The following is a 17,115-nucleotide window of genomic DNA, read 5'->3' on the forward strand; positions in this document are numbered from 1 at the left end:
ATTAGGGTCACAAAAACCCTATATCACCGGTCATGAATACGTTATTTGCCCATTCGATTAATAACTTGCCTCCTGGTAAATTTACTGAAGTCTGTTGGGCAACCAGATATCCACGTAGTGTGGATGCAACAAGTGCTGCACAGGCTGCACTACCGCATGATGCAGTAATGCCTGTACCTCTTTCCCAAACTCTTAAAGCTATTTCTCCAGACTTTTCAACTTGTGCAATACTAACATTAATTTTCCGAGGAAATAATGCGTGATTTTCTAGCTTTGGTCCTAAATTTCGCAATGGTATTTCACTTATGTTATCAACAAAAAAAACTATGTGAGGATTGCCAATATTTACTGCAACAGGATCTTTTAGCATTTCAAGCTCTATAGGTAAGTGAAGAGTGTCACACTCAGTAGATAAGGGAATTTCATGCCATTTTAGCAAAGGTTTACCCATGTTAACCTTTATGGATTTATCACCCACTTTAAAACACTCTAAAATGCGTTTGCTTGTTAGCTCAATAATGGAGTATTCAGCACCTTTTTCTGACATTATCAAATATCCAACACAGCGTGCTGCGTTTCCGCACATTTCAGCTCGACTGCCATCAGCATTATAGATATGCATAAAACAGTCTGCAGCATTAGACATTGTTATAATTATCACTTGATCACAACTGCTTTGATCAGCAATTTGTCTATGGTTCCAGTCTAAATTGTTTGTTGAACGTGAGTCTATGATAACGAAATTGTTACCAGTGCCGTGCATTTTGATAAAATTTTCAGAATTTTGGCCACTCATCATAAAAAAATATTTCTTCTATTGGTCTTCTTTTCTTCTTACTTGTTTCAGCACCCTCTTCTTCGTAACCAACCGCTATCACTGACATTACGTTAAAGTCATTGGGTATATTGAACTCTTTCACTATTTTATCTCTATCAAATCCACCCATTTGATGGGCCATTAAGTTCATAACTGCAGCTTGTAACATAAGTCCATAATTCGCTGCACCAGTATCGTGATTAGCCCAAAAATTTTCACCTTTATCAGATTTGCGGAAATTCTTAGCGCTTAAAGATATGATTAACACTTGTGCATCTTTTGCCCATTTTTGATTAGATTCATCAAGGCAATTTAGCAGCTTTTCCCATGCGCTTTGATTGTTCTGTTTGTTGCATATTACGTATCTCCAGGGTTCATCACCAAAACATGAGGGAGTCAGCCTTACAGCTTCCATTAAAATATCCATGTCTTCCTGAGATATTGCTCTTGTAGGATCGTATGAACGTCCGCTGTGTCTTGCTTTCATCAACGATAATAGATCTTGTTTACTCATCATTTTTAATTTAATAGTGCATAAATAATTCATTGTAGCACAATATAAGCAAAATTTAAATTGCAAAACCTCTCATACACATATATTACATTTAATAAGTTATTTTTATTGGGAAGGTATGTTTATAACACAATCTAGCAGCAGATCAACACTGGCTGAAATATTGTCTTGCGTTTTACTTTTATTCTTGATGGCTCAAATAAGTATACCATTGCAGCCTGTGCCTATCACATTGCAAACTTTAGGAGTAATGCTTATTGGGCTTAAATTTAACCGCAGAACAGCATTCTATTCTGTGCTTACATATCTATCACTTGGTGCAGCAGGATTGCCTGTTCTTGCAAATTTTTCTGGTGGTTATCACGCTCTCCTTGGACCAACAGGTGGATATTTAATTGGCTGTTTAGCTGCTGTTATGGTAATGAGCAAAGTAAATGAATTACTGAACTCTAAGTATAAATCATTTGTATGTAATTCTTTAAGTTGTCTGGCTGGTACAGTTGTAATCTTTATTTGTGGTGTTAGTTGGCTTGCTGTTTACTTGGGTATGGAACAAGCAATAATGGTGGGTGTTTTACCATTTATCCTTCCTGGTTTGATAAAAATTTTTCTACTTGTAGCAGCTTTGCAATATTTGAAAAAATGATAAAATTTCGCCCTCATCATTTTATGTGCACCCTCGCGTTTCGGGGATATGGGTATTCTCAGGGTTTTGTAGAAAATTATAAAAGGATAGCAAGCAAAGTAATTAGTACTCAAATCGAAGTAGTTGGTAACCTTGATAATATCTGTAGTGCTTGTCCAAATCAGACTAAACAAGGTAAATGCACCACACAAGCTAAAGTTTTAGAGCTAGATAGAAGGCATATGGAAATTTTAGGAATTAAAATTGGCGAGACTTTGACCTGGAGTGAAGCGGTAGAAAAGATTAGGGAGAAAATGTCTTTAGAGAAATTCGAGTACGCATGTGAGGGGTGCAACTGGCAGCCATATGGAATATGTAAAAATGCCCTTTTAAATCTACAAAGGTAGTTGACAAAATGTGTGCGCCAAGAAGTGCGTAAGGAACAGTTGGTGAAAATCCAACACGGGTAAAGCTTAGCCGGCAACCTGGAACAAACCATTATGCTGCGTAAGGTAACGAGCGTAGTAAAGCTAATGGAATGGACAACATAGGGTGCAACGAAAGTGAAGGTATTGAGTCCCGTAATTCACGCGTCATGGGGGCTGACACTTTACATTTGGTGGAAGGCAACATGGGTAATAACGCTAAGGCAAGATATTACTCACCTCATCGGGATCGAAGGCCGCGTCATGTGTTGAGATGGACCTTACGTGAACTTGGGAGATCCTTTGTATTCCTGTAAGGGTACTCTGGAACAAGTCAATAAAGGCGAGGACTGGAGGAAGATGCAAAGGAAGTCGGACTAACTGATAGTACTCGGAGTGTGGGAAAGGCACATACAAGGGGAAGCGGTTAGCAATATAGTGACTGGTATAGGGATTGCTATACCAATACAACAGAGATTGGAGGAGTATGCAAGGAAAACTAAACCAGATAGCAGTAAGGGCTAAGCAAGATAAGCGAGTAAAATTTACATCATTAGTTCATTTGATTAATGAAGAGAATCTTGCAGAGTGTTATAAGGAACTAAAACGCAACAAGGCTTGTGGTATAGATCGTGTGACAGTGGAAGCTTATGGAGAAAATCTAGAAGAGAAACTTAAAACACTAGTGGATAGTATGAAGAGAAAACAATATCAACCGCTACCAGTGAAAAGGGTATACATACCCAAAGCCGGGAGCAAAGAGAAGCGCGGTCTCGGAATACCATCAACGGAAGATAAGTTGGTACAGGTAATGCTAAAGAAGATATTAGAAAATATTTATGAAGCAAACTTTATGGACAGCTCGTATGGATTTCGACCAGGAAGAAATTGTCATCAGGCGATAAACGCTCTAGATAAAGCAGTTATGCACAAACCAATTAACTATATTGTAGAAGTGGATATCAAGAAGTTCTTTGATAATGTTCAACATAAATGGCTAATGAATTGTCTAAGGGAACGAATAGCTGACCCAAATTTATTGTGGTTAATAAAACGATTTCTAAAGGCAGGAATAGTCGAAGTTGGATGTTATAAAGCAACCGATCAAGGCACACCACAAGGTGGTATAGTAAGCCCTGTATTAGCTAATATATACTTACACTATGTGCTGGACTTATGGTTTGAAAAGAAATTTAAGCCAAAAGCCAGAGGATATTTACAGCTAATAAGGTTTTGCGACGATTTTGTAGTTGGCTGCGAGAGGGAAGAAGACGCAAAAGAATTTCTAGAATTACTGAAACAAAGACTAAGTAAATTTGGGTTGGAAATAGCTGAAAATAAAACAAAAATAGTAAAGTTTGGTAAGAAAGAATGGTATCAAGCAGAAAGAGAGAAACGTAGGACGGCTAGCTTCAACTTTCTAGGATTTACACATTATTGTGGAAAAAGTCGTAATGGTAAACTTATGATGAAGCAGAAAACTTCAAAAATAAGCCTAGCCAGAAAGATTAAAGAAATCAAAGAATGGTTGAAGATGGTACGAAGTCGTATCTGTCTCAAAGATTGGTGGCAGAAACTTAAAGCCAAACTAACAGGACACTATAGCTACTTCGGAGTTAGCGGAAATTATCGGTGTTTGATTCAATTCTATCGACCGGTAACAAAGTTAGCATTTAAGTGGATAAACCGACGTAGTCAAAAGAAAAGTATGGATTGGGAACAATTTATACACTATTTAAAAGTAAATCCATTACCAAAACCAAAGGTATATGTTTCTTTATACACAGGAGCACTAGTGTGAACGCTGTATTGTGGAGCCGTGTGCGGGAAATCCGCAAGCACGGTTCTTTTGGGGAGACTATGGTTATGAGACCAAATCGCTGGTTTCAAGGTCATGAGTCTCTACCAGACCTCTAAAGAATAAAATTTCTGAGTTAATAGAACAACAATTTAGCATTAAATACCATGACAATTATTTGGCTTACACTATACATAATTGGGCTGCAAGCGAAATATCTGATTCTATTACTTTTTGCATAATTGGTTGTGGAAATTGCAAGATTGGATATCAAGATGTTGCAAAGTCATTCAACATAACAAAAGAAGAAATTGACCAAGGTAATATTGCAAGCATAGAAAGTAAAATAAAAAGTGAAGCTGAAAAATCAGGTAGCGAGTTTTCTGAGTTGATTTCTAGAGTGGATCAATCGCTAAAAGAGCAGAGTGAAAAGTCTATTGTACAAATTTTAGATTCATCCGCTGAGGAGATGTTAAGGAGTTTCTGTGATAGCCCTGTACAGTCTCCAGAGCCTCAAGAACCCTCTGCTTCATCTGAAGAGCATGCTACAGAAGGCCCAGAAACTAGTGTTAATTCAGATCTTTTGTCAACCTAATCAACCCCATATATATGTTTTTTTTGTACCCATGCTTTGCGTTTTGGGGTGGAAAGAAAGCACCATTCTTCGTTGCATTTTTCTATCTTCATCACAACAAACTTGTCTATTTTCATAGTAATCTTGCTGTCTACACTCTGTTTTTGATATCCATAAGTATCTTCTTTTACAATCGCGTAGCGCTTATCACTAAGAAGATTGCCTTTTATCCATCCGCAGTCTTCATCTATATCGCAGACCTTTTTCCAACTCTCAAACTCTTCTATCACTTTCAGGGGCAGATTTTTGCAAGTGTATATCCATTTTACAGGATAGTGAAACCCTGGCCCCGTTCTCATGTTGATCTTATTTGATTTGGTTGAAACAAAGTTGTTAGCAAACAAGCTATGGCTAAATAATAAAAACAATAGGATAATAGTACTGAACCAAGATCCCAGTGTCACGCACTGGGATAACGTGAGGGATAGTGTAACAGACTTATTCATCATAATTCACGATTAGGTTGACATAAGATAAAGAGTAAATTAAAAATTGAATAGATCTTTAAATGCAAAATCAATGCCTATAGAAATATTAATGCCTGCTCTTTCACCGACAATGAGCAAAACTGGAGGAAAAATTGTAAAGTGGCATAAAAAAGAACAAGACAAAGTTGAAGTAGGCGACGTAATTGCTGAGATAGAGACTGATAAAGCCATAATGGAGTTTGAATCTATAGATGAAGGAGTCATAGCAAAAATTTTAGTAACAGAAGGAACAAGTGGCGTGTCTGTAAATCAACCAATAGCTTTAATGCTGGAAGAAGGAGAAGATGAAAGTGCACTTAACAACTATACTTCAACTTCCATCAATAGTGCAGTTAAAAAGGAAGTGACAAAAAGTGCTGTTGATAATCAAAAATCAGAACACCAAGATTTAAACGGAAAGCCAATAAGTCATTCTTCGGTGTCATTCCAGCGCGTGACGCTGGAATCCAACCCCTCAATGTCATCCCAGTGCTTGACACTGGGATCTAGAAAAGAAGAATGGATCCCAGTGTCAGCTACTCAGATGACAGAGGGTTATGCAGAAGGTAGAACAAAAATAAGCCCATTAGCTAAGAAAATAGCTCAAAATGAAGGGGTTAATGTGCAGCAATTAAAAGGTACAGGACCATATGGTCGCATAATTAAGGCTGATGTGTTGGAGTTTTTAGGCAGTGGTATACATACTGAAAGTCCTGAGAAAGATACCATAGTTGAAGTAAGCAACATGCGCCAAGTGATAGCACAGCGCCTGACTGAATCAAAACAGAATGTTCCACATTTTTATTTAACTGTAGATTGCCAGGTTGATAAGTTAATATCGTTAAAAAACGAGATTAACTCAGCAGATGAAAACAATAAAGTAACAATTAATGATCTAATCATAAAAGCTGCAGCTTTCAGCATGAAAAAATTTCCTGATATAAATTCTTCGTGGATAGATAATAAAATACTGAGATATTCAAATATAGATATTTCAATCGCTGTGGCACTTGAAGATGGGCTAATTACTCCTATAGTAAAAAATGCTGATAAAAAGGGTATTTTATCTATATCAAAAGAAGTGAAAGATTTAGTAAGCAGAGCAAGATCTGGAAAATTGAAACCTGAAGAGTTTCAAGGAGGAGGGTTTACTATCTCCAACTTAGGGATGTTTGGTATAAAAGCCTTCAGTGCTATAATCAATCCGCCGCAATCTTGCATTATGGCAGTTGGTGCATCTAAAAAACAACCAATTGTTATGAATGAGAAAATAGAAATAGCAGAAATAATGACAGTAACGCTCTCTGTTGACCATAGAGCAGTTGATGGGGCACTCGGAGCAAAGTTTTTAAATGCCTTTAAGCATTATATAGAGAATCCTCTGGTGATGCTTATTGAAACTGCGGTAATCTATTAGCATTGTTATTACAAAATTAATACCTCTAAGTTTATACTTTTATTAGTTAATAGGTTTAGAGGTAAAAAAATGAATACTACAGTAGAAAAAAATAATCCAAAAATTTTTCCTCAAAATGAAGGAAAGATTAACTCAAAAGGCATGGTTGCCCCACCTGTTCCTCCGAAATCTTCCCAAGCTAAATTTACTGGAATAAAAGCAATTTTTGAGCGAAATGTACCTCATTCTCAAGCAAATGATAGTAATAAAACAGTGAGTAGCAATCTTGGAAGAACATTTGGCCCAACAATGCAAAAACTCATGGAAGACAACATTCATAGCACTCCTAACAAACAACGCCGCAATTCAGGGGATAGTGGTATCAGTGATATTAGTAGCAGCACTTCTGATGATGAGGATAGAACAATAAAAGATAAAATGATGGAAAATGTTAAGCAGGATAACCATCAAAAAAGCTTTGATTTACATAAAGTACAAGCAACTGATGAATTAGAAACCGTAAAATTTCTCAAAACGCTAAGCAAGAAAGAAAGAGAAAAACTTGGTTTTTCTCCTAAACAGCAAAATAACCAAAAGGTTGAGACTAGCAAAAAAACTTATAATCCACTTGATTGGAATCCAATCTATCAAGGTAAAAAGCTCTTTAGCTTAGGCAATATGTCGAGTAATTCGTCTTCATGTAGTGAAAAAAGCAATATTTCAGATGTAAGCGATAAGTCTAATAATTCAAACATTGTTAGATGTAATATTACTAGGAGTAACAGTAAGGAAGACCTTCGTAAACCTGATGCTTCACATAATGACAAATCTGCAGGTAAAAAATTATCTAATGTCAATGTAAGCGAATTAATCAGAAAGTTTGAACAAGGTAATGACATAGTAAAAGGGCGTTAATCAAATGTTACCCTATCTTTGTATATGTAAAGGTAGGGTATCTTTTCAAAATAGTATATCCTTTATAGCTTTGTTAATTTTTGACTCCCTCTCTGCAAAAGCAGTTTCTAGAGAGGTTTTAAGTTTTTCCCATTCTTCTTGACCATTTAGAACTAAAGATTTATATTCATTTTCAATTTTTTCCAATGCTCTTTGATATGAAAAACCTAATTCCTCATATATATCAATATTTATCGATTGCAGTATTACCAAAAATGAAAACAAATTCGGATCAGGTAATTCTTCTCTTGTGTGATTCAGAAGACACAGCTTTATTTTTTTTACGCAGTATTCTATTGTTTTTAACGATAGTGACAGGCTTTCTGCATAAAATATAAAACTATCTACAATCAAATTTTTTGACTTTTTCGGTAATTTAATATTTTCAAATAGTTCTTTTGTAAATTTTTCTATCGGTTGTTTTGGCAAATGTAAAGAGAGATCAGTAAAAGATTTTAGGTCAAAATTTGGTCCAAGTATTGTGCTGATTGCTCTTTGTACATTACTCTTATCTTTACTTACAGAAATAATGAAAACCAGCCCCTCCACATCAAGCATATACTTTATAGATTCCAAAAAATCGACAACGAATTTAGGACGGCACACATCAAGATTATCCACCATTATATAAATGTTTTTGTCTTTTCTGATTTTATGAACCACATCCGCTAACTGTGTTTTAAAATCTCTAGTACTCTCTTTTCTTCTTTGGAGAAGACTTAATTCACTCAAGACAAAACCTATGTCTTTTTTATCAGCCTCTTTTGCAGCATCAAGAAATACTGAAAGCATAGCAAGTGGAGATTTACTGATCAGCTTTCCTAGTGTGTTTAGAGAAAATAGCTCTTGGTTTATGTTCTTGAACTGTTGTATAACACTTCTTTTTACTTTATACGATACAAATAAATCTTCAAATAGGAAATTTAAAAAAGAAGGCAGTGGTTGGTCCAATGCATTGATATCCCATGCACTATAATAAGCTGCAATTTCATTTTGCTGTTTTAACTCTTTTACCCATTCTTTCAAAAAAAACGTCTTGCCCCATCCATCATATCCTTCCAAAGATATTATTGTAAAAGACTGATCAATTGTTTTAATTATATTGTTAAATTTACCTGAAAATTGCTTATAGTTTAGACGGTCATTTTCCCAAGCCACCACTTTAAGTGGTGGCGCTATTTCTTTCTTTTTGAATGTTATTAGCGATATAAGTTTTTTTAAGCACATGTCTTATTTTATATTTAACTCATATTCTTGTCTTGAAGTAAGTGCTATCCTCAGCGTTCCTTCATCAAGATAGTCAATTTCTCCGCCCATTGGTATGCCGCAAGCAAGACGTGATATTTTCACATCCAAATTTTTTAGCAATTCAATTATATATTGTGCAGTAACTTGACCCTCTAATGTCGGATTAATTGCGATAATTATCTCTTCAATTTTAGACTCTGTCACTCTTTTCAGAATAGTGTCAAGGTTGAGTTCTTTTGGACCTATGCCATTTATTGCAGACAATCTGCCACCCAAAACATGGTATAAACCTGAATATATATTTCCTTTTTCAAACGCCCATAGATCACCTAATTCTTCTACTACACACAGTAACTTAGTGTCACGTTTTGGGTTAGTACAAATAGAACAAGGTGACTTAGTATCTAGATTTCCGCAAACTTCACACTCTATTATAAGATCTGCTAGCTCTTTAATCAAAGATGCAAGTGGTAGCATAACTTTTTCTTTGTTTTGGAGTAAATGTATAACTAACCTGCGTGATGATGATGGCCCTAAACTTGGCAATTTAGAGAAAGCATGAACTAGATTTTTTATGTTAACGTTCATTCAATAAATTCAGAATAGGCAGTCAAATGGTAACATCAAACCCTTTGTAAAGAAAGTGGTAAGTTTCTCTTGATCCCACTTTGATCAGCTATAGAAAAAATTTTTTACTTTAACGAAAAAAATTACTTCCGCACACTTAAAGCCTGATTATAATAGACTTCTTGCATAACCCAAACTAAGTAGAAAAAAGGTATCATCCAAGTAGCTGACACTGGTTCCTTTATGACGGCAGTACCTTCTCCTGTCATCCGAGTAGCCGACTACTTGGATCCAGGAAATTTAACTCTACCAAGTAAATGTACAATAAGAACTAGATTCCAGACTGGAATGACAGCAGTCCTACGTCATACCGCGATTCATTCTCGGTATCTCTAGATCCCGCTAACAAGTAGCGGGATGACGGTTGTCAGGCTAGCTGTCATCCCAGTGCCCAGACACTGGGATCCAGAAATTTTAATTGTAAGTAAGCATACTGGGTTGATAAGTATAAAAGTAGCTAGAAAATAAACATTTTTGATGAGATTATATGGAAAACTGGATGCCAGTGTCAAGCACTGGCATGACACCCTTCACGGACTTTTAAATTACTTTAGCTATAAATATTAAGAAATTTACCAAATGAAAAAAAAGGCAAAAGAAACCCTGGGGTTATTATCCGCTTTAAAATATTGGCGTTTTTTATGTTTTAAACGCTTGACAAGCGAAATTCAGCTGCTTTTAATTGCAACTAACTTACGCTGCAAACGTTTAAGAAATTTACTAAGCAGAAAAAAAGACAAAGAATCCCCGAGTTAGCTAGTCTTTTACTATCTCTGTCGAGTATTGGCATTTTTTGATGTCTTGTAACGCTTTATAAGCGCGTTCAGCTTATTTAGATAAAAATCTAGATGTAGATGAAGTTTTGTAAAGACATACAGTATCTATATACTGCAAAAAATTGAACATAAGACGCCGATACATTAAGTAATCCTTACCTTTTAATCTGCAGATTGGCGAAAGCAAATACAATAGCTTCAATTTTATGATAAGAGGGCTGGCGGAGGGTGTCAAGCAAGTTTTTTCGTTTCTATGTTGTCAGCTACTTGGATGACGCCAATCTGAGTTAACTACACCAACTCACATTCAGCAAAAAAGAAAGCTATCTCCTTACGAGCATTTTCTAGACTATCCGAGCCGTGGACTCTATTTTCACTAATATCATCAGCAAAATCACCCCTGATTGTGCCTTTATCTGCCTGCTTTGGATTGGTAGCTCCCATGATTTGTCTGTATTTACTTACTGCATTTTCACCAACTAAAACTTGAACTACCACAGAACCAGAGGTCATAAACTCTACTAATTCCCCAAAAAAAGGCCTATCTTTATGAATTTCATAAAACAGCTCTGCTTGTTTTTTTGTTAGTAACATCATTTTTTGTGCTGTGATTTTCAGCCCAGATTGTTCGATGTAGGAATTTATATTGCCTGTAATATTATTTTTTACTGCATCAGGTTTTAATATCGAAAGTGTTCTCTCAATTGCCATATTATTTCCTTATATAAAATAGTATATTTATAGATTTATTTTATTGTAAATTTTGATTTGATAAAAGCAGTTTTTTATTTATAGTTAAGAATAAACCATCAAGGAGGTATTGTATGGGTGAATGTTGTAAAAATAACACTACTAAACAAGCTGAGCCTACCACTAAAAAACAAGCTAAATCTACTACTAAAAAATTAGTAAGTAACTTTAAGTCATCACTTTTTTGTGGAACAAAAGGATTTTTAACTTTTAATTTGGCCTTTTTAAGCTTTTTGGAATATAGCTTACATCATAATACAGAATTAAAAAAAGGTGCTGCTTTTGCAATGAAAAGAAACACTATTCCATTTCTTGAAATGACAATCATAGCACCGCTTGTTTGTTTTGCACTGCCAGCTATGCTAGGCAGTATGAGCCTCATGCAATGCGCACTTTTATGTGCTTCCTTAATGATTGCCACATGTTTTATTGTCAGAACTTTTCATCTGCGTGAGAAGTTAATGGAAAAAATCACTAACCATAGTAGAAAAGAAATAGACGCGGAATTTAAGAAAGATACTATAAAATTTCCTATCTTTGATCAAAATAGAAAACACACCGAGTATAATTCGCCTAACTCAGGGCGACTACTGGATGAAACAAATAGCACCTCTCTTTTCGTTAAAGTTTTACTTTTTCCCCTCAAGGTTCTTCTGAATGTCCTGCAAAGTTGTATAATGCTATCTTTAGCTGCTGTTGAACTTCTTGAAACGGTACCAAGTCTTTTTGTCGATACATTTTTCGATTGGAGCTTCACATCTACCAAGAGTAACCTGCAGAGATCAGGTCATTTATTGTATGCAAGTGTAAGAAATTTAGTGCCCATAACTAAATTTGATGAGTGTGTAGCTAATTTTATAGGCACCCCAAAAGTAACTTGTTGTAGTAGTGCGTAGGTGAAAAAGGCAGTTATCTTATTTAACCTTGGCGGACCTAATTCATTGAATGCGGTTCGTCCTTTTTTATTCAACCTTTTTTATGACAGGAGAATAATCAATCTACCGAATCCCTTTCGGTTTCTTTTAGCAAAGTTTATATCTGCGAAACGAGAAAATACTGCACGAGAAATATATGAGCAAATCGGAGGCAAATCGCCGATTTTGGATAATACGAAAGCACAAGTTAATGCTTTAGAACTAAAATTAAATGAAGATAGAAACCATGTATACAAGGTATTCATCTGCATGCGCTACTGGCACCCTTTTGCCGACGAAGTTGTTAAAAGTGTAAAACAATTTGATCCTGACGAAGTAATTCTGTTGCCACTGTATCCACAATATTCAACTACCACAACTCTGTCATCCATCGAGAATTGGCAAAAAAATGCTAAACGGTATGGCCTAAAATGCAATACAAAAATGATTCACCGTTATTATGATAACCAAGATTTTATTGAAGCTCACGCTAATCTGATAGCTAAGTACTATAAATTGGCTAGCAAAATCGGTAAACCAAGAGTCCTATTTTCAGCCCATAGCTTACCTCTTAGTATCATTAAAAAGGGCGACCCTTACGCTTCACAGGTAGAAAGAAGCGTAGAGTTAATAGTAGAAAAGTTAGCTATCAATAACTTAGATTGGTCAATATGTTATCAGAGTAAGATTGGTCCTGTAAAATGGCTAGAGCCAAGCACTGAAAGTGAGCTATTACGCGCAAAAGCTGATGGTGTACCTGTAGTTCTATCACCTATATCTTTTGTTTCTGAGCATTCAGAAACTCTAGTTGAACTTGATATAGAATATAAAGCAATTATCAAGGATGGATATTACTTTCGTGTGCCAACTCTCAGTACCGATCCCTTGTTTATAAAATGCTTAGCCGATTTGTGCATAAATCTCCCTTAAAGTCCTGATTCATAGGGCTTTTCTTTTAGGATTTTATGTGATAGAATAACAGAAAGTTATTATTTTATTAACTATTTTATGCTAAACAAGCTAAAAAAGAAATCTAACACGCCCGCACAAAAGGTACATGATGCTTATAATCATGATATCAGAAAGGTAATCTGCATCACAACAGGTTTAACAGCCCTATTGTGTAAGATTTCACTGCAATTTTGCTGCGAGTTCATTGACAATAATAGATCCAATATCTCCTTTATAAAGAATGTTGCCCGATGGGTGAAATTTCCGACATCTACCCTATACATTGCCCATTCTGCATTTATCTTACGGGATTTGGTAAAAGATTATAAAGACCCTAAGGGTAAAAAAGAATTAGCAAAAATTTTGGGTAAATCGGCTAACCTTGCAAGCAGCACCATAGAAGCATTGATGATGTTGAAAGTCATCCATTTTTTGGCTAGAGGTAATGCAGATGTAACAAGTTATATTAGTTCAACATCAACGATCCTATTTTTGTTCATTTCAGAACCTATAAGCTATTATTATACATGCAAGAAATATCTGGATAATAAGGATCCTGAAAAGTCTGCTAAGTGTAAGAAGGACCTTATTATCAGCACATTAACTTTGTCGTTAGGTTTATTAAACTTCATATTAAGAAGGATAGAAACTCCAACTATACCAATAAACTTGGGTAGTGGTATAATCTATAATTTCAACTTAAGCGTAACAGTCAGCATAATATATAGTGCAGTATTTCTTGCAGTTCAACTTGATAAGTTGTTTAATCAACCTGTCAATGATGATCCTTCCACTGAACTTGATGATGTTCATAATATAAACGGTCATTCTAATGACAGCACTGTAGAGGTATAAGAATTAGGGATGAAAAGATTTTATTTCTACTGCCAACGCTAGTACTGCTAATTTGCTAACAATACTCCAAAGTGATAGAATTTTACCTTCTACAACCTGGCTAACATCATGAAACTCACAGTCAGTGGCATTCAAGCTAGAATATACATCTTTTCTGCTATTACATCGGTATAAGTAACATGTTGAAGTATCTCCTATATAGTATATTAGCGGTTCTGCAGAACTGCTTTTAAACATGTCAATGGTTGGTACACCTTCTTGTATAATAACGCTATTGATTGCTATTCCTTCTTTTATCTTTTTCATTTTATGACGCTTTTTTTTATTGAGGTTTAATATTTCCTCTCCACTTGTTGCTGTTATAATGCCCATCCCATATGTGCCATTGCTTGCTTTGATAAAAACGTAAGGTTGTGTTTTTATTTTATATTCTTCGTATTTTTTTTGCACTAGAGATAATATTTGGTCAACTTTAGTTGCTACTGCTCCTAGTGACAAATCATCATCAAAATCAACTCCATCACAGCTCTCTGTAAGCACAGAAATTAGCCATGGGTCTATTTTAAATTTGCCACAAAACTCAGATGCTAATTCTTGATAGATTTCAAAATACTTAAATTTCTGCCTGCTATGCCAACCGTATAGTGGGCTTGGTACTATATCTTGCTTTACGTCTTTCAGCGTGTCTGGAATGTGGCTCGTCATATCACGGTTCAGTATAATAACATCAGGCACAAATCCTGAAGTTGTCTTTAGCAGAGAGTTTTCTTTCACAACAGTTTCATACTGTTCTATTAAATTGTATACTTCGTTATATAAAAGGCCAATTCTAGTCTCAAAACCTGCGAGTTGTAGTATTTTCTCTATAACAAATACGTTTTCTATATACATTTTATTGCGTGTATAATTTTCCGGTATTATAAGAACCTTTTTGTATTGATGTCTTTTAAAATAGCTTTTTATCAATCTTGCTGCCATCGTTCTTGATTCTTCACTTAAGTTATTGAACCCCGCAGGAAATAAATTAGCGTCTACTGGAACGATTTTATAGCCAGAGTTTCTAAGATCTATAGAGCTATAAAATGGCGATGTAAGGCCATTAAATTTTGCTTCGAACCAATTATTTATACTTTTTTCCAAATCTGGGTGAATTATGTTTTGCATCTGCACTTTAAATGTTATAAGGAAGGTATTATATTATAAGCTATAGTTGAACATATTTAGTAAATTTGACTAAAGATTAAAGTATAATGAGATTCTTATTTAAAGTGATAGAAAAATGATTCAACACGATAACAATAAAATGTATGGCACTACTATATTATCAATTAGAAAAGATAAAAGTGTAGTAGTAATAGGTGACGGACAAGTTTCACTGGGCCACACTGTTATAAAATCTGGAGCAAAAAAAGTTAGGCGTCTTTCTGGTGATTCCGTAATTGCTGGATTTGCCGGGGCAACAGCCGACGCATTTACTCTTTTTGAAAGATTAGAATCTAAACTTGACAAGCACCCAGGGCAATTAATGAGAGCATGTGTTGAACTTGCAAAAGACTGGAGAATGGATAAATATCTGAGGAAATTAGAAGCTATGATGATCGTTGCAGATAAATCTATTTCATTAGTAATTACGGGAACAGGTGATGTTCTTGAACCTGAAGATGGAGTCGCAGCTATTGGCTCTGGGGGAAATTTTGCTCTATCTGCAGCAAGAGCTTTAATTGACATTAAAGGAATATCAATAGAGGAAATTGCGAAAAAGGCTATGAAGATAGCTGGCGATATATGTGTTTATACAAATCATAATGTAGTTATTGAAAAGATAGAGGAGTGATATGTCTTCCAAGCAAAAAACTTTATGCACCAATTTTTCCAATCAGCCCATAACCCTTTCAGAAGGGCGGTCTTGTAGTAGTGACACCTACGATGAAAAAGATAACCTCTATAAAGATACTAAGAGTGGTTTTGATTCAAATGACAGCGATGTTCAAGTTAATGACAGCACTCAAGTTTTGTTAGATGACCTGCCACCACAGAAGATAGTTAAAGAATTGGACAGATTCATAATCGGACAGGATGATGCAAAGCGTGCTGTTGCTATTGCGCTCAGAAATCGTTGGCGTCGCAATCAGGTTCCATTTCCATTGCGTGATGAAATCATACCTAAGAATATATTGATGATCGGTCATACAGGGGTTGGTAAAACTGAAATAGCTCGTCGCTTAGCAAAACTTGCCGGTGCACCGTTCATAAAAATTGAGGCAACGAAGTTTACTGAAATAGGGTACGTTGGACGTGACGTTGATTCGATAATACGCGATTTAGTTGATGCAGCAATAGTTTTAGTTAAAGAGAAAGCCCGTAAAGCCTTAGCTAAAAAGGCTTTAATTTTAGCTGAGAAAACAATAGTAAACTCTATGGTAGGCGAAAATGAAACCGAAGAGAGTAAAAAAAATTTTAGAGAAAGGTTGAGGAATAAAGAGTTTGAGGACGGAGAAGTTTCTATTAACGTCAGAGAGAGCAAGAGTATGTTACCTACTTTCGATATACCAGGCATGCCAGGTGGGCAAGTTGGTGTGATGAATGTAACAGAAATAATGGGCAAGATGTTTAACGGGAGCAAAAAAACAAAAACTATTACGGTGAAGGTAAAAGAAGCGCGTGAAATATTAATTAATGAAGAAAGTGAAAGGCTAATGGATGAAGATAAGATAATCAAAGAAGCCATTGATCTTGTTAGTAATGACGGTATAGTATTTTTGGATGAAATAGACAAAATTGCAGCGCGTACAGAAGTAAAAGGTGAAGTAAACAGAGAAGGAGTGCAACGCGATCTGTTACCATTACTTGAAGGAACAACTGTTACAACTAAGTATGGCCATGTAAAAACAGACTATATATTATTTATTGCATCTGGTGCTTTTCATCAGTCTAAACCATCTGACCTCTTACCGGAATTGCAGGGCAGATTACCGATCAGGGTAGAACTTAAGGCACTTACTCAAGAGGATTTAATAAGAATATTAAAGGAACCAGAATCTAGTTTGTTAAAGCAGTACATAGCTTTAATGAAAACAGAAAATGTGACACTTGAGTTCACTGATGATGGTATAAAAACCATAGCTGAAATAGCGTTTACAGTTAATAGGCAAGTGGAAAATATAGGCGCAAGAAGGCTTCACACTGTCATGGAGAAGCTTTTAGATGAAATAAGTTTCATTGCTTCTGAGAAAAATAGCGAAAAATTCATTATAGACAGCAAGTATGTAAAAGATAAACTTGAGTCAATTTCGAAGCAGCTTGATTTATCTAAGTTTATACTTTAGGAAAAACGAAAAGCCTACTTTAAGTAGTATAGAGAGTG

The 17,115-nt window shown here is 35.5% G+C and carries 22 protein-coding genes; 15 read left to right on the top strand and 7 right to left on the bottom strand.

Features of this window, described 5'->3' with window-relative positions:
• Positions 1–7 precede the first annotated feature (7 nt).
• Positions 8–796 carry a diaminopimelate epimerase gene (dapF, locus tag ABWU74_RS05150; protein ID WP_006279822.1) on the bottom strand — a complete coding sequence of 263 codons (789 nt, stop codon included), beginning with the start codon at positions 794–796 and terminating at the stop codon, positions 8–10.
• On the bottom strand, positions 777–1,364 hold the full coding sequence (locus ABWU74_RS05155; protein WP_095742826.1) for a nitroreductase family protein: 588 nt from the start codon (positions 1,362–1,364) through the stop codon (positions 777–779). The genes dapF and ABWU74_RS05155 overlap by 20 nt, the downstream gene beginning before the upstream one ends.
• 85 nt (positions 1,365–1,449) lie before the next feature.
• On the opposite strand from ABWU74_RS05155, the gene ABWU74_RS05160 reads away from it, so the two are divergent.
• The 5 genes from ABWU74_RS05160 (at position 1,450) to ABWU74_RS05180 (ending at position 4,774) form a co-directional block, all read left to right on the top strand.
• Positions 1,450–1,977 (top strand): biotin transporter BioY, encoded by a 528-nt coding sequence (locus tag ABWU74_RS05160; protein ID WP_353289249.1) that lies wholly within the window; start codon positions 1,450–1,452, stop codon positions 1,975–1,977.
• Positions 1,974–2,363, top strand: coding sequence for a DUF1284 domain-containing protein (locus ABWU74_RS05165; protein WP_209472357.1), 390 nt, complete (start codon positions 1,974–1,976; stop codon positions 2,361–2,363). The genes ABWU74_RS05160 and ABWU74_RS05165 overlap by 4 nt, the downstream gene beginning before the upstream one ends.
• 414 nt (positions 2,364–2,777) lie before the next feature.
• Positions 2,778–2,906 (top strand): hypothetical protein, encoded by a 129-nt coding sequence (locus ABWU74_RS05170; protein ID WP_353289250.1) that lies wholly within the window; start codon positions 2,778–2,780, stop codon positions 2,904–2,906.
• A complete protein-coding gene (ltrA, locus tag ABWU74_RS05175) occupies positions 2,869–4,182 on the top strand; it encodes a group II intron reverse transcriptase/maturase (RefSeq protein WP_006280268.1) in 1,314 nt (437 codons plus the stop codon). Before ABWU74_RS05170 ends, ltrA begins: the two co-directional genes overlap by 38 nt.
• A gap of 124 nt (positions 4,183–4,306) precedes the next feature.
• Complete coding sequence (locus ABWU74_RS05180) at positions 4,307–4,774, top strand: hypothetical protein (protein WP_138264841.1); 468 nt, start codon at positions 4,307–4,309, stop codon at positions 4,772–4,774.
• Here ABWU74_RS05180 and ABWU74_RS05185 read toward each other — a convergent pair.
• Positions 4,771–5,262: an SH3 domain-containing protein gene (locus ABWU74_RS05185; RefSeq protein WP_007551030.1), complete on the bottom strand. Its 492-nt coding sequence runs from the start codon at positions 5,260–5,262 to the stop codon at positions 4,771–4,773. The two genes, ABWU74_RS05180 and ABWU74_RS05185, sit on opposite strands and share 4 nt — an antisense overlap.
• Positions 5,263–5,332: 70 nt before the next feature.
• Between ABWU74_RS05185 and ABWU74_RS05190 the strand changes: the two genes are divergently transcribed.
• Together ABWU74_RS05190 and ABWU74_RS05195 are read left to right on the top strand one after the other, a co-directional pair.
• Entirely contained in the window at positions 5,333–6,697 is a 1,365-nt protein-coding gene (locus ABWU74_RS05190) for a pyruvate dehydrogenase complex dihydrolipoamide acetyltransferase (protein WP_264707396.1), read from the top strand.
• A gap of 69 nt (positions 6,698–6,766) precedes the next feature.
• Complete coding sequence (locus ABWU74_RS05195) at positions 6,767–7,591, top strand: hypothetical protein (protein ID WP_209472386.1); 825 nt, start codon at positions 6,767–6,769, stop codon at positions 7,589–7,591.
• A 45-nt stretch (positions 7,592–7,636) separates the two neighbouring features.
• Here the strand turns inward: ABWU74_RS05195 and ABWU74_RS05200 are convergent, their stop codons facing one another.
• Positions 7,637–8,857, bottom strand: coding sequence for a P-loop NTPase fold protein (locus ABWU74_RS05200; protein ID WP_209472384.1), 1,221 nt, complete (start codon positions 8,855–8,857; stop codon positions 7,637–7,639).
• 3 nt (positions 8,858–8,860) lie between these two features.
• Positions 8,861–9,466 (bottom strand): recombination mediator RecR, encoded by a 606-nt coding sequence (recR, locus tag ABWU74_RS05205; protein WP_010963080.1) that lies wholly within the window; start codon positions 9,464–9,466, stop codon positions 8,861–8,863.
• Positions 9,467–9,688: 222 nt separating this feature from the next.
• Between recR and ABWU74_RS05210 the strand changes: the two genes are divergently transcribed.
• From ABWU74_RS05210 to ABWU74_RS05220, 3 genes are all read left to right on the top strand, one after another.
• Positions 9,689–9,841, top strand: coding sequence for a hypothetical protein (locus tag ABWU74_RS05210; protein ID WP_156517965.1), 153 nt, complete (start codon positions 9,689–9,691; stop codon positions 9,839–9,841).
• Positions 9,842–9,862: 21 nt separating this feature from the next.
• Positions 9,863–9,973 carry a WPE palindromic element domain-containing protein gene (locus ABWU74_RS05215; RefSeq protein ID WP_080717651.1) on the top strand — a complete coding sequence of 37 codons (111 nt, stop codon included), beginning with the start codon at positions 9,863–9,865 and terminating at the stop codon, positions 9,971–9,973.
• Between the two features lie 111 nt (positions 9,974–10,084).
• Positions 10,085–10,261: a hypothetical protein gene (locus tag ABWU74_RS05220; protein WP_353289251.1), complete on the top strand. Its 177-nt coding sequence runs from the start codon at positions 10,085–10,087 to the stop codon at positions 10,259–10,261.
• 311 nt (positions 10,262–10,572) lie between these two features.
• Here the strand turns inward: ABWU74_RS05220 and ndk are convergent, their stop codons facing one another.
• Complete coding sequence (gene ndk / locus ABWU74_RS05225; RefSeq protein WP_209472382.1) at positions 10,573–10,992, bottom strand: nucleoside-diphosphate kinase; 420 nt, start codon at positions 10,990–10,992, stop codon at positions 10,573–10,575.
• Between the two features lie 113 nt (positions 10,993–11,105).
• On the opposite strand from ndk, the gene ABWU74_RS05230 reads away from it, so the two are divergent.
• The 3 genes from ABWU74_RS05230 to ABWU74_RS05240 all read left to right on the top strand — a co-directional run bounded on the left by ABWU74_RS05230 (position 11,106) and on the right by ABWU74_RS05240 (position 13,751).
• Entirely contained in the window at positions 11,106–11,927 is an 822-nt protein-coding gene (locus tag ABWU74_RS05230) for a hypothetical protein (protein ID WP_209472381.1), read from the top strand.
• Positions 11,928–12,875: a ferrochelatase gene (gene hemH / locus ABWU74_RS05235; protein WP_209472379.1), complete on the top strand. Its 948-nt coding sequence runs from the start codon at positions 11,928–11,930 to the stop codon at positions 12,873–12,875. It begins immediately after the preceding gene.
• Between the two features lie 78 nt (positions 12,876–12,953).
• Positions 12,954–13,751: a hypothetical protein gene (locus ABWU74_RS05240; RefSeq protein ID WP_209472377.1), complete on the top strand. Its 798-nt coding sequence runs from the start codon at positions 12,954–12,956 to the stop codon at positions 13,749–13,751.
• Between the two features lie 3 nt (positions 13,752–13,754).
• Here ABWU74_RS05240 and gshA read toward each other — a convergent pair whose 3' ends face one another.
• Positions 13,755–14,915 (bottom strand): glutamate--cysteine ligase, encoded by a 1,161-nt coding sequence (gshA, locus tag ABWU74_RS05245; RefSeq protein ID WP_010963085.1) that lies wholly within the window; start codon positions 14,913–14,915, stop codon positions 13,755–13,757.
• A 115-nt stretch (positions 14,916–15,030) separates the two neighbouring features.
• Between gshA and hslV the strand changes: the two genes are divergently transcribed.
• The gene (gene hslV / locus ABWU74_RS05250; RefSeq protein ID WP_006280198.1) at positions 15,031–15,585 is read left to right on the top strand and encodes an ATP-dependent protease subunit HslV; all 555 of its coding nucleotides are present in this window, start codon (positions 15,031–15,033) and stop codon (positions 15,583–15,585) included.
• Position 15,586: 1 nt separating this feature from the next.
• Positions 15,587–17,077: an ATP-dependent protease ATPase subunit HslU gene (hslU, locus tag ABWU74_RS05255; RefSeq protein WP_353289252.1), complete on the top strand. Its 1,491-nt coding sequence runs from the start codon at positions 15,587–15,589 to the stop codon at positions 17,075–17,077.
• Positions 17,078–17,115: the final 38 nt, after the last annotated feature.

It is taken from the genome of Wolbachia endosymbiont (group A) of Paraperithous gnathaulax (assembly GCF_964028485.1).
GTDB lineage: Bacteria > Pseudomonadota > Alphaproteobacteria > Rickettsiales > Anaplasmataceae > Wolbachia > Wolbachia pipientis.